This window comes from Brevundimonas fontaquae, from assembly GCF_017086445.1.
Taxonomy (GTDB): domain Bacteria; phylum Pseudomonadota; class Alphaproteobacteria; order Caulobacterales; family Caulobacteraceae; genus Brevundimonas; species Brevundimonas fontaquae.
The window spans coordinates 151,365-164,145 of record NZ_CP070968.1 but is presented as its reverse complement, the minus strand read 5'-3'; the positions used below and the strand labels follow the sequence as shown (position 1 = coordinate 164,145).

The following is a 12,781-nucleotide window of genomic DNA, read 5'->3' as shown; positions in this document are numbered from 1 at the left end:
CCGATTTCGCTGCATTGCAGCAATTTATGACGGACGTGCGGTTGCGGATCGGGGCGTGACGGCGCATCTGGCCCGAATGTCTTCTTCCCTTGCGTCAGCGCCCGCCAAGAAGGAGCTCGGCTTCGTCGAGTTCGTCTGCCTCATCGCCCTGATGATGGCGCTGAATGCGCTGGCGATCGATTCCATGCTGCCGGCCCTGCCGCACATCGGCGCCGACCTGAACGTGGCGACCGACAACGACCGACAATGGGTGGTGACGGCCTATCTGCTGGGCTTCGGCGGGGCGCAGCTGTTCTACGGTCCGTTGGCGGATCGGTTCGGGCGAAAGCCTGTCCTGCTGTTCGGCGTCGGCGTCTATGTGATGTTCAGCCTGCTGGCGACCCTTGCGCCGACCTTTGAGACGCTGATCATGGCCCGCGTCGGCCAGGGTCTGGGCAGCGCCTGCACCCGCGTGCTGGCCGTCTCCATCGTGCGCGACCGGTATGAGGGGCGCACCATGGCGCGGGTCATGTCGTTCAGCTTCCTGGTCTTCCTGGGCGTGCCGATCCTGGCGCCGTCGCTGGGTCAGATGATCATGCTGGTCGGGCCGTGGCGCTGGATCTTCGCCGGGCTGGGCCTGATCGGGGTCGGCCTGATCGTCTGGGCGTCTTTGCGTCTGCCCGAGACGCTGAAGCCCGAGGATCGCCTGCCGATCCAGGTCAAACGCCTGGCCTCGGCCTACAAGATCGCCCTGACCGACCGCACGGCCGTCGGCTACACCCTGGCCATGACGGCGATCACCGGGGCCCTGTTCGGCTTCATCAACTCGTCGCAGCAGATCTTCGCCGACGTCTTCCACGCCGAGGCGGCGTTTCCGGCGGTGTTCGCGTTGATCGCGGGCGGCATCGCCGTGGCCTCGATTGTCAATGCGCGTCTGGTGGTGAGGCTGGGTTCGCGCAAGATTTCGCACACCGCCCTGATCGGCTTCACCAGCATCGCCGCCATCCATGCGGGGGTGGCGATCAGCGGTCATGAATCGATCTGGACCTTTGCGGTGCTGCAGACCCTGACCATGTTCTGTTTCGGCCTGATCGCGGGCAATTTCGGATCGATGGCCATGGAGACGATGGGCAAGATCGCGGGCACGGCGGCCTCGATCCAGGGCTTCATCTCCACCATCGTCGGCTCGCTGCTGGGCTTTGCGGTGGGCCAACAGTTCAACGGCACGACCATTCCGATGTCGGTCGGCTTCACCGTCTTTGGTTTGATCGCCTTGGGCTGGGTGCTGTTCGCCGAGCGGGGGCGGCTGTTCCGGGCTCATCACGCGCCGGTCGCCGCCAAGGCTTGATCTTTTTCGCGTTTCCGCGCGTTCTCCGGGCCAATCGTCAAGATCAGCCCAGGAAAACCTCGATGACGCTGAAAGCGCTCGGTCTCGTCTCCGCCCTCGCCCTGGCCGCCGCCATGGGTCTGAGCGCCTGCTCTACCACGACGGGAGGGTCGGCCATGACCCCGCCCGCCATCGCCCCGGCGCCCGGTCCCGAAGCGGTGGACGTCCACACCCACGCCCGGCCCGAGATCGCCCGCGTCGTCGATGTGGCTCTGGACCTGACCGCCGACTTCAACGCCAAGACCCTGGCGGGCACGGCGACCCTGGACATCCTGGCGATCCCGGGCGCCAACGAGATCGTGCTGGATATCCGCGACCTGGACATTCAGGACGTGCGCGACGCGGCGGGCCAGCCGCTGCGCTATGTCGTCGGCGACAATGACGCCGTCCTGGGACAGCCGCTGACGGTCTATTTCCCGGCCTTCGCCGCCAATGAGCGGCGCAAGATCACCATCCGCTATTCGACCCGCCCGAACGCGGCGGCGCTGCAATGGCTGAGCCCCAGCCAGACGGCGGGCGGACAGAAGCCCTATCTGTTCAGCCAGGGCCAGGCGATCCTGACCCGCACCTGGGTGCCGACCCAGGACAGCCCCGGCATCCGCCAGACCTATTCGGCCCGCATCACCGCGCCCGAAGACCTGACGGTGGTCATGAGCGCCGATCACCTGACGCCGAACGGCGAGCGGGCCGCAAACGGTATGAAGACGTGGCGCTTCCGGATGGACAATCCGATCCCGCCCTATCTGATCGCGCTGGGCGTCGGCGACATCGCCTTTGCACCGTTCGACGGCCGCACCGGGGTCTGGACCGAGCCCAGCCGCCTGCGCGCCGCCCAATGGGAACTGGAACCGACCGCCCAGATGGTGACGGCGGCCGAGAAGCTGTACGGCCCCTATCGCTGGGGCCGCTACGACCTGTTGGTCCTGCCGCCCTCCTTCCCGTTCGGCGGGATGGAAAATCCGAAACTGACCTTCGCCACGCCGACCATCATCGCCGGCGATCGCTCGCTGGTGTCGCTGGTCGCGCACGAACTGGCGCACTCCTGGTCGGGCAATCTGGTCACCAATGCGACCTGGAACGACTTCTGGCTGAACGAGGGCTTCACCGTCTATTTCGAGAACCGGATCATGGAGTCGGTCTATGGCCATGACCGCGCCATGCAGGAGCAGGTGCTGGGCTGGGACAGCCTTCAGGACACGCTGAAGTCTCTGCCGGCGGCGGACACCCGCCTGCATCTGGACCTGAAGGGCCGCGATCCCGACGACGGCATGAACGACATCGCCTATGAAAAGGGCGCCCTGTTCCTGCGGACCATCGAACGCACCGTCGGGCGCGATCGGTTCGACGCCTGGCTGCGCGGCTATTTCGACCGCAACGCCTATCGCCCGATGACGACGGCCATGTTCCTTCAGGATATTCGCGACAACCTGATCAAGGGCGACGCGGGGCTGGAAAGCCAGTTGCAGATGGACGCGTGGGTCTATCAGCCCGGCCTGCCGTCCAACGCCGTCGCGCCGGTGTCTCATGCCTTCGAGCCGGTGGATGCGGCCGCCGTCGCCTTCTTCAAGGACAAGGGACCGGCCTCGGCCATTCCGTGGGCGGACTGGAACACCCAGCAGCGCCAGCGCTTCCTGGGCTGGCGGCCCGAGGGTCTGCGGACAGGCGCCGACTGGCTGACGACTGCGCAGTTGGCCGATCTGGAGCGCACGCTGAACCTGGCGAACGAAGGCAACGCCGAACTGACTTTCGCCTGGCTGCAGATCGCCCTGGCTCATCGCTATCAGCCGTCGGTCGCCACGGCCGAGAAGTTCCTGACCAGCCAGGGCCGTCGCAAGTTCGTCCTGCCGCTGTTCCAGACCCTGTGGAACGAGGGCGACTGGGGTCGCAGCAACGCGCGGCGCATCTACGCCGAGGCCCGGCCGCTGTATCACCCGGTCACCAGCGGTTCGGTCGATCAGCTGGTCGGACGGCCGTAAGGCTAGAGGTCCACGACCGCCACGCCGGTTTCCTCCGACAGTCGTTCCGCCAGGACGGCGCGGTGGCAGCCGGCGTGGTCGGCCTCAAAGCATAGCAGGGCGACGGGTTTGTCGACCGCCAGCGCCTTCAGCCGCTCGTACTCGATCTGCGCCTGGGGTTCGGCCAGGTGTTCGGCGAAGATGGCGCGCATCTCATCGACACGGCCCTTACGCGCCGCGTCACGTCCCGCCTTGGGCGTGCCCAGCCCGCGCAGATGGACATAGTCGATCCCTTCGGCCTTCAGGCTCTCGCCCAGGATCGTCTTGGAAAAGCCGGCGCGGCGGGATGCGGCGACCGCGCGGACATCGACCAGTGTCTGCACGCCGGCCGTCTTCAGTCGCGCGATGACGTCGGCCTGGGTCGCGCCCTCGTAGCCAATGGTGAAAAGCTTCATCCGCCTCAGATGGGCGGCCGCGCGTCGAACGCCAGCGTGACCGTGAAGGCCCGCGTTGCGGTGCGGCGCCCTATCGTCTATCCCGCCGAAACGGATTTCGACTGGAGCTTTCCCCATGGCTGACCTCGCCCCCGGCGTCGTGACCCTCTTCGGAGGTTCGGGCTTTATCGGGTCGCAGGCGGTGCGCGCCCTGGCGCGTCGCGGCTGGCGCATCCGGGTCGCCGTGCGCAACCCGGTCCTGGCGATCGAAATCCAGCCGCTGGGCGATCCCGGCCAGATCCAGTTCATGCGCTGCGACATCACCAACCCGACGGATGTGGCGCAGGCCGTGCGCGGCGCGGACGCCGTCGTGAATCTGGTCGGCGTGCTGCATGACGCAGGCGGCAAGCGCGGCTTCGACGCCGTTCACACCGAGGCGGCCAGGACCATCGCCAAGGCCGCCAAGGCGGCGGGCGTTGAGCGCCTGGTCCAGATCTCGGCCATCGGCGCCGACGCCGCCAGCCCTTCGGCCTATGGTCGCACCAAGGCCCAGGCCGAGGCGGCCGTGCGCGGCGTCTATCCGGACGCGGTGATTCTGCGTCCGTCGCTGGTGTTCGGCGCGGGCGACAGCTTCCTCAATCGCTTCGCCGCCATGGCGACGATGGCGCCGGCCCTGCCGCTGATCGGCGGCGGAGAAACCCGGTTCCAGCCGGTCTATGTCGGCGATGTCGCCGAGGCCATCGCGCGCGGCGTGACCCGCGCGGACGCCGCCGGCCGCACCTACGAACTGGGCGGGCCGAGCCTGTACACCTTCCGGGAAGTGCTGGAGCTGGTGCGTCGCGAGACGGGCCGCGACCGGATGCTGGTTTCGGTGCCCTTCATCGTCGCCAAGCCCTTGGGTTCGCTGCTGCAACTGAGCCGGTTCGTCGGCCTGACCCCGCCGCTGACGCGCGATCAGGTGTTGATGCTGGAGAAGGACAATGTGGTCGCCGCCGATGCGCTCGGCTTCAGCGATCTGGGCATCGACCATCCGGCCGGCATGGCGGCGATCGCCCCGTCCTATCTGTGGCGCTACCGCGTCGGCGGCCAGTTCGCCGAAGCGCCCGCCCACTAAACCCTTTCCCTATGACGCCGCCGCCGGTCGCCTTCGCGGCCGGCGGCGTCTTCTGTTCGGGAACAAAGAGTGCACAGCTTAAGGATGCCGGCCACGCGCCCCCAGTTCTCCTCGACCGATACCCCTGACCTGAACGACGCGCGGGCGCTGCTGGCGCGCGTCTGGGGTCACGCCGACTTCCGGGGGCTGCAGGGGCAGGTGGTCGAGCAGATCCTGTTGGGCGGCGATGTGCTGGCGGTCCTGCCGACCGGCGGCGGCAAGAGCGTCTGCTATCAAATCCCGGCCATCCTGCGCCCCGGCCTGGGGCTGGTGGTGTCGCCGCTGATCGCCTTGATGACCGATCAGGTCGAGGCGTTGAAGCAGCAGGGCGTCGCGGCGGCGCGGCTGGATTCCGGCGTGTCGCTGGACGAGCGTTCTGCTATCTGGGCGGCGGCGCGGTCGGGGGAGCTGGATCTGCTTTATGTCTCGCCCGAAGGCTTGGCGGCGGGCGCCATGATGGACCGGCTTGCGGAACTGCCGCTGAGCCTTATCGCTATCGACGAGGCGCACTGCGTCTCGCAATGGGGTCACGACTTCCGGCCCGACTATCGCAACCTGGGTCTGCTGGCCGAGCGGTTCCCCGACGTGCCGCGCATCGCCGTCACCGCCACCGCCGACGCCCGCACCCGCGACGACATCCTGCGTTCGCTGCGGCTGGAAGAGGCGACGGTCTTCGTCGACAGTTTCGCGCGTCCGAACCTGCAACTGTCGGCCGAGCGCAAGGAGAGCGCGTCTCGGGCCAAGACCGATGCGCGGGTCATCGAACTGGTGCGCGAACGGCGGGGCAAGTCGGGCGTGGTCTATTGCGGCAGCCGCGACGGCTGCGACCGCGTGGCCCAGGCGCTGCGCGACGCCGGGACCAACGCCATTGCCTATCACGCCGGCATGGATACGAAGGAGCGCGACCGCCGGCTGGAACGCTTCCTGGCCGAAGAGGGCGCCGTGATGGTCGCCACCATCGCCTTCGGCATGGGCGTCGACAAGGCCGATGTGCGCTTCGTCATCCACGCCGATCCGCCGGGCAGCCTGGAGGCCTATTGGCAGGAAATCGGCCGGGGCGGTCGCGACGGCGAGCCGGCCGAGGGCATCACCCTGTATGGGCCGTCCGACATCGCCTGGTCCTTGCGTCGGCTGGACAGCCGCCCGATGGCCGAGGAGGTCAAATCGGTTCAGGTCAGGAAGACCCGCCAGCTGTTCGCCATGCTGGACGGCGCCGTCTGTCGCGCCCAGGCCGTGCGGCGATATTTCGGCGAGCATGACGCCCAGCCTTGCGGCGTCTGCGACATCTGCGGCGACCCGCCCCAGCTTTATGACGCGACCGTCCCGGCCCAGAAGGCGTTGGCGGCGGTGCAGCGGCTGGGCGGCCGGTTCGGACGCAATCGCGTGGTCGATCACCTGACCGCCCGCACCAAGGACGTGCAGCCGTGGGAGCAGCAACTGTCCACCTGGGGCATCGGGCGCGAGATTTCGCTGAACAGCTGGCGCGAAATCGTCGATCACCTGCTGTTTGAAGGTCTGCTGGCCGAGGACCCCAACGACGGCAAGCCGCTGGTGGGGCTGGGCGATTCCGAGGCGGTGCGCGCCGTCTATCGCGGCGAGCGCCAGATCGAGGTGCGTCGCGCGCCTCTGAGGGCCGATACCGCCCCGCGTCGTCGTGACCGATCGGGCGAAGGGCGCAATGCGGCGCTGGAGACGATGGACGCGGACGTCCGCGCCCGGTTCGAGGCCTTGCGCGCCTGGCGCCGCGACCGCGCCTCGGAACAGCACGTCCCGCCCTATGTCATCTTCCAGGACCGGACGCTGCTGGAGATCGCCCACGCCGAGCCGGGCGACCTGAACAGTCTGGGCGCCATTTCCGGCGTCGGTCAGTCCAAGCTGGATCGCTACGGCAAGGGCGTACTGGAGGCGTTGGCCTCCCTCTAGAAGGCGTCAGACTTCCGGCTTGGGCGGGGCGGTGATGACTTCGACGTTGTCGTTCAGCAGATAGGACAGTTCCGACAGGGCTGTAGCGCGTTCGGCCGGGTTGGCGGCGGCCTGAACGGCCTGAACCTTCTTGGGCATGTCCTCGGAAATGCCGCGCAGGATGCATTTCAGATCGCCGTCGGTGCCGCGTTCCTTCAGGATCAGGTGGCCCTGCATGTCCAGAGCGGCCAACTGCTCGGCCTGGGCCTTGAAGCTGGTGAAGGCCTGGCTGGTGAAGAAGGCGGCGTCGTCGGCGGCCTTGGCGGCGGCCCAGCCGTCGACCACGGCCTTCAGGCTGGCCGAGCGCGAGATGATGTCGGCGAACAGCGGCTCGCCCGCCACCGAGACCGGCGCGCCGGGCGCGGCGGCCGGCTGTTCGGCGGCCAGGGCCACCGAGGGATTGGACATCGCCAGGGCGATCGTTAGAGCAAGGCCGCAGGACATTGAGGTGACTTCCTGTTTCAGCGTCCGCTGGGACGTTGAACCTGAATACGCCCGAGCCGTAAACGAGTGTTTACCCTGTCATTCCCGATGGAGACGACGATGACCCGCGACGCCGCCTGGACCGCCTTTGACCAAGCCGCCGCCGAGGCCGCCACCGCGCGGATCGTGGATCAGTTCGCCGCCGATCCCGACCGGCTGGCGCGGATGTCGGTCGAGGCGGCGGGCCTTTATCTCGACCTGTCGAAACAGAGCTGGACCAGGGCCGCCTTCGACGCCTGTCTGGACTTGGCGCGGGCGTCTGACGTCGAAGGACGGCGCGCGGCCCTGTTCGCCGGCGAGGCCGTCAATCTGACCGAGGGCCGGGCGGTCCTGCACCCCGCTCTGCGCGCTGCGGCGGGCGCCGATTTCAAGGCCTTGGGCGAGCCGGTCTCGGCCGAGGTGGACGCCGTGCGGGCGGACATGAAGGCCTATGCCGATGCAGTACGGTCGGGCGCCGAGGCGGGCGCGACGGGCAAGACGTTCGAGGCGATCGTTCATGTCGGCATCGGCGGGTCAGACCTGGGGCCGCGCGTGGTCTGGGATGCGCTGCGCCCGCTGGACCCGGCCATCGACCTGCGCTTCGTCGCCAATATCGACCCGCGCGACATGGCCGAGGCGCTGACGGGCCTCGATCCTGAAACCACCCTGGTGGTGGTCGTGTCCAAGACCTTCACGACGCAGGAAACCCTGGCCAACGCCGAGGCGGCTAAGGCCTGGCTGGCGGCGTCGCTGCCGGCCGAGGGGATGACGAAACACTTCATCGGGGTGACGGCGGCGCCGGAGAAGGCGGCGGCCTTCGGCTGCGGTCGGACCTTCGGCTTCCGGGACTGGGTCGGCGGGCGCTATTCCCTGTGGTCGGCGGTTAGCTTGTCGTGCGGCATCGCCCTGGGCTGGGACGTGTTCGAACGGATGCTGGCGGGCGCCGCCGCGATGGACGACCACTTCGTGTCGGCCCCGCTGGAGCGGAACGCGCCGATCCTGCTGGCCCTGGCGCAGGTGTTCAACGTCGATGGCCTGAACCGGCCCGCCCGCACCGTCGCCCCCTACGCCCACGCCCTGCGCCGCCTGCCGTCCTTCCTGCAACAGCTGGAGATGGAGTCGAACGGCAAGCGGGTGCATCGCGACGGAACCCCTGTGACGCGCCAGACCTGCCCCGTCGTGTTCGGTGAGCCGGGCACGAACGGTCAGCACGCCTTCTTCCAGCAGATCCACCAAGGGCCGCAGACCGTGCCGGCCGAGTTCGTGATCGTGGCCAAGACTCATGCGGACGCGCCCGAGTCGCCCCCAGAAGCGCCTTTGTGGTCTAACGCCCTGGCCCAGGGCCAAGCCCTGATGCTGGGCAAGACGACCGAGGCGGCCAAGGCCGAAGGGTTGGCGCAAGGATTGTCGGAGGAAGAGGCGACGCGTCTGGCGTCCCACCGCACCTTCACCGGCAACCGTCCGTCGACGGCCATCGTCATGGAGCGGCTGACGCCCGAAAGCCTGGGCGCGCTGCTGGCCCTGTATGAGCACAAGACCTTCGTCGAGGGCGTAATCTGGGACATCAACAGCTTCGACCAATGGGGCGTCGAACTGGGCAAGGTGCTGGCCAAGGCGATCCTGAAGGACGTGGACGCGGGCGGCCCGACGACGGACCTCGATCCGTCCACGTCGGCGCTGATGAAACGCCTGATGGGCTAATGCGAAAAAGGCCCGACCGGGCGGTCGGGCCTTTCCTTTTGCAGACTCTCGCCGCTTACCAGCGACGATCGTAGCGATTGCCGTAACCGCGATCATAACGGCGATCATAGCGCGAGTCGTAACGGCGGCCGTCGTAGCGGTAGTCGTAGCCGGAGCGGCTGCGGTCGATACCGTGCTCGCGCTCCCAGTGACCCTGGTTACGGTAGCATTGGCCGCCGCGGTAATATTCGCAGCCCGAGCCGCGGTTCGAGGAGGCTACGGCTCCGACGGCCGCACCGGCCAAGGCGCCGCCGGCGATGTAGCGACCGTCCCCGTTGCCGTAGAGGGCGCCGGCCAAGCCGCCGACAGCCGCGCCGATGAGGGCGTTGCGGCTGGTATTGTCGCGATCGCGCGACTGGGCCGAGGCCGGGGCGGCCATCAGGCTCAGGGCCACGACGGGGGCGGCGGCGACCGCAGTGATCTTCAGCAGCTTGGACATTTCGGTCTCCTTCGTTCTGTGCCGATCTGCGTTTCCGGGGCGGGAAGGCATCCAGCGTTGAGGCCGTTCTATCGCTCCCAGTTTGAACGACCCCGGAGGTCGGCATTCATTTTCGGTTCATTTGTCACAGAGAATTCGCGCGGCGATCCACCGCCGCCGCTTGACGATGACCCTGCCTCTGCCTAACTCCCGCTCGCGTTAGCACTCTCGCTGGTCGGCTGCCAAAACGGCGATCGCGAGAGCGCCGCACACCGTTTCAAAAACGCCCCGATCCGGGGGTTTTACAGGGAGAAGTCCGATGGCGTTCCGTCCGCTCGGCGACCGCGTGCTGGTCAAGCGCGTTGAAGAAGAATCCAAGACCAAGGGTGGCATCATCATCCCCGACACCGCCAAGGAAAAGCCGCAGGAAGGCGAAGTCGTTTCCGTCGGCCCTGGCGCCCGCGACGACACTGGCAAGGTCAATGCTCTGGAGTTGAAGGCCGGCGACCGCATCCTGTTCGGCAAGTGGTCCGGCACGGAAGTGAAGATCGACGGCGAAGACCTGATCATCATGAAGGAATCCGACGTCCTGGGCGTGCTGTCCTAAGCACCCGACGTCCGACGTTCTTCAATCAATCCATATAGATAGGAGCTGCCCGCATGGCCGCTAAAATCGTACACTTCAACACCGACGCGCGCGACAAGATGCTGCGCGGCGTCAACGTGCTCGCCAACGCCGTCAAGGTGACGCTGGGTCCCAAGGGCCGCAACGTCGTGATCCAGAAGTCCTTCGGCGCTCCGCGCTCGACCAAGGACGGCGTGTCGGTCGCCAAAGAGATCGAGCTGGAAGACGCCTTCGAGAACATGGGCGCCCAGATGATCCGCGAAGTCGCTTCGAAGACGAACGACAAGGCGGGCGACGGCACCACCACCGCAACCGTTCTGGCTCAGGCCATCGTGCAAGAGGGCCTGAAGGCCGTCGCCGCCGGCATGAACCCGATGGATCTGAAGCGCGGCATCGACAAGGCCGTCGGCCTGGTGCTGGAAGAGATCAAGTCGAACTCCAAGCCCGTTTCGAACAACTCGGAAATCGCCCAGGTCGGCACCATATCGGCCAACGGCGACTCGGAAATCGGTGAGCTGATCGCCCAGGCGATGGCCAAGGTCGGCAACGAGGGCGTCATCACCGTCGAGGAAGCCAAGACCGCCGACACCACCGTCGACGTCGTCGAAGGCATGCAGTTCGACCGCGGCTACCTGTCGCCTTACTTCATCACCAACGCCGACAAGATGGAGGCCCAACTCGAAGAGCCGCTCATCCTGCTGTTCGAGAAGAAGCTGACTTCGCTGCAAGCCATGCTGCCGATCCTGGAAGCCGTGGTGCAGTCGGGCCGTCCGCTGCTGATCATCGCCGAGGACATTGAAGGCGAAGCCCTGGCGACCCTGGTCGTCAACAAGCTGCGTGGCGGCCTGCGCGTCGCCGCCGTCAAGGCTCCGGGCTTCGGCGATCGCCGCAAGGCCATGCTGGAAGACATCGCCATCCTGACGGGCGGCCAGGTCATCTCGGAAGACCTGGGCATCAAGCTTGAGAGCGTCACCATCGACATGCTCGGCAAGGCCAAGAAGGTCACCATCACCAAGGACGACACCACCATCGTCGAAGGCGTCGGCGGCAAGGACGAGATCGAAGCCCGCGTGGCCCAGATCAAGCGCCAGATCGAAGACACCACCTCCGACTACGACAAGGAAAAGCTGCAGGAACGTCTGGCCAAGCTGGCCGGCGGCGTCGCGGTTCTCCGCGTCGGCGGTTCGACCGAAGTCGAAGTGAAGGAAAAGAAGGACCGCGTCGACGACGCCCTGAACGCCACGCGCGCCGCGGCTGACGAAGGCATCGTTCCGGGCGGCGGCATCGCCCTGCTGAAGGCCTCCAAGATCCTGGCCGACGTCAAGGGCGACAATGCCGACCAGAACGCCGGCATCGCGATCATCCGTCGCGCCCTGCAGGCTCCGATCCGTCAGATCGCTGAAAACTCCGGCGTCGAAGGCTCGATCGTGGTCGGCAAGGTGCTGGAAAACGGCGACGCTTCGTTCGGCTTCAACGCCCAGACCGAAGAGTACGGCGACCTGGTGCAGATGGGCGTCATCGACCCGGCCAAGGTTGTCCGCACGGCCCTGCAAGACGCCGCTTCGGTGGCCGGCATCCTGATCACGACGGAAGCCGCCGTCGCCGACGCCCCCAAGAAGTCGGGCGGCGCCTCGGCCCCCGACATGGGCGGCATGGGCGGCATGGGCGGCATGGACTTCTAAGTCCAAGCTGACCGACGCTGAAATGCAGAAGGGCGGGGCCGCAAGGTCCCGCCCTTTTTGTTTGCGTATCCTCGCTGCGAAGCGGGGAGGGGGACCGCGCGTAGCGTGGTGGAGGCTCTTGAAGTCCCGACAGCGATCTGCTGCACGCAGAGATAACCCCTCCGTCACGACGGCAAGAGGCATCGCGCCACCTCCCCACGAGGTGGGGAGGAGACAGCGTTCTAGAACTCCGAAATCGCGCCCGGCTTACGGGACCGTGTCTTCAACCACATGACGCCCAAGAGGTCCGAGACCGACGCCCGCAGTCGGCCCCAATTGGTGTATTTCGACCGACCGACCTCGCGGTGGCGGTGGTCCACGTCGAGATACTGGTTCTTGAACCCCTCGCGGATCATCAGCGCCGGCAGGTAGCGGTGGATGTGATCGAAGTAGGGGAGGCGCAGGAAGACGTCGCGGCGGAAGGCCTTCAGCCCGCAGCCGGTGTCGTCGGCGTCGTCACCCAGCAGTTTGCGGCGGATGCGGTTGGCCCAGATCGAGGCCTGGCGTTTGGCCTCGGTGTCCTGACGCTTGGCGCGACGGCCGCCGACCAGGCCCACGTCGCCGGGGGCGGACAGAAGCGCATCGACCAGGCGAGGCGCATCGGCGGGCGGGTTTTGGCCGTCGCCGTCCATCGTCACCACGACCGGCGCGCGCGCGGCCAGGACGCCGGTGCGGACCGCGCGGCTCTGGCCCGCATTGGTCCCGTGAGCCAGCACGCGGAGCGCCGGCAGTTCGGCCATGGCGGCCTTCAGCTCGGCCAAGGTCGCGTCCCTGGACGCATCGTCCACGAAGATCATCTCGTACGAACGGCCGGCGAAGGCGGCGGCGATCTCGCGCGCCAGGGGCACGGCGGCGCCCGCCTCGTCATGGACGGGAACGACGACGGAGATTTCGGGCGTTTCGGGGGTCATCGGCGCTCCATAGAGGATAACGAGAGCTTAGGGG

General features: G+C 67.2%; 11 protein-coding genes. 7 read left to right on the top strand and 4 right to left on the bottom strand.

Annotated elements, in window-relative coordinates; all coding sequences use genetic code 11:
- The first annotated feature begins 76 nt into the window (after positions 1-76).
- Positions 77-1,327, top strand: coding sequence for a multidrug effflux MFS transporter (locus tag JX001_RS00810; RefSeq protein WP_205681915.1), 1,251 nt, complete (start codon positions 77-79; stop codon positions 1,325-1,327).
- 62 nt (positions 1,328-1,389) lie between these two features.
- Positions 1,390-3,342, top strand: coding sequence for a M1 family metallopeptidase (locus JX001_RS00805; RefSeq protein ID WP_205681914.1), 1,953 nt, complete (start codon positions 1,390-1,392; stop codon positions 3,340-3,342).
- A 2-nt stretch (positions 3,343-3,344) separates the two neighbouring features.
- Here the strand turns inward: JX001_RS00805 and JX001_RS00800 are convergent, their stop codons facing one another.
- On the bottom strand, positions 3,345-3,776 hold the full coding sequence (locus JX001_RS00800) for a DUF488 domain-containing protein (RefSeq protein ID WP_205681913.1): 432 nt from the start codon (positions 3,774-3,776) through the stop codon (positions 3,345-3,347).
- A gap of 115 nt (positions 3,777-3,891) precedes the next feature.
- On the opposite strand from JX001_RS00800, the gene JX001_RS00795 reads away from it, so the two are divergent.
- Positions 3,892-4,869: a complex I NDUFA9 subunit family protein gene (locus tag JX001_RS00795; RefSeq protein ID WP_205681912.1), complete on the top strand. Its 978-nt coding sequence runs from the start codon at positions 3,892-3,894 to the stop codon at positions 4,867-4,869.
- An 84-nt stretch (positions 4,870-4,953) separates the two neighbouring features.
- Positions 4,954-6,831 carry a DNA helicase RecQ gene (gene recQ, locus JX001_RS00790; protein WP_205681911.1) on the top strand — a complete coding sequence of 626 codons (1,878 nt, stop codon included), beginning with the start codon at positions 4,954-4,956 and terminating at the stop codon, positions 6,829-6,831.
- A 6-nt stretch (positions 6,832-6,837) separates the two neighbouring features.
- Here the strand turns inward: recQ and JX001_RS00785 are convergent, their stop codons facing one another.
- Positions 6,838-7,314 (bottom strand): hypothetical protein, encoded by a 477-nt coding sequence (locus JX001_RS00785; RefSeq protein ID WP_205681910.1) that lies wholly within the window; start codon positions 7,312-7,314, stop codon positions 6,838-6,840.
- Between the two features lie 99 nt (positions 7,315-7,413).
- Between JX001_RS00785 and pgi the strand changes: the two genes are divergently transcribed.
- A complete protein-coding gene (pgi, locus tag JX001_RS00780; RefSeq protein WP_205681909.1) occupies positions 7,414-9,033 on the top strand; it encodes a glucose-6-phosphate isomerase in 1,620 nt (539 codons plus the stop codon).
- Between the two features lie 55 nt (positions 9,034-9,088).
- On the opposite strand, the gene JX001_RS00775 is transcribed toward pgi, so the two are convergent.
- On the bottom strand, positions 9,089-9,511 hold the full coding sequence (locus JX001_RS00775; protein ID WP_205681908.1) for a YMGG-like glycine zipper-containing protein: 423 nt from the start codon (positions 9,509-9,511) through the stop codon (positions 9,089-9,091).
- 298 nt (positions 9,512-9,809) lie between these two features.
- Between JX001_RS00775 and groES the strand changes: the two genes are divergently transcribed.
- Together groES and groL are read left to right on the top strand one after the other, a co-directional pair.
- Complete coding sequence (gene groES / locus JX001_RS00770; RefSeq protein WP_055808823.1) at positions 9,810-10,097, top strand: co-chaperone GroES; 288 nt, start codon at positions 9,810-9,812, stop codon at positions 10,095-10,097.
- A gap of 53 nt (positions 10,098-10,150) precedes the next feature.
- Positions 10,151-11,797, top strand: a complete 1,647-nt coding sequence (gene groL / locus JX001_RS00765; RefSeq protein ID WP_055754584.1) for a chaperonin GroEL — start codon at positions 10,151-10,153, stop codon at positions 11,795-11,797.
- 221 nt (positions 11,798-12,018) lie between these two features.
- On the opposite strand, the gene JX001_RS00760 is transcribed toward groL, so the two are convergent.
- Positions 12,019-12,747 carry a glycosyltransferase family 2 protein gene (locus tag JX001_RS00760; protein WP_205681907.1) on the bottom strand — a complete coding sequence of 243 codons (729 nt, stop codon included), beginning with the start codon at positions 12,745-12,747 and terminating at the stop codon, positions 12,019-12,021.
- Positions 12,748-12,781 lie beyond the last annotated feature (34 nt).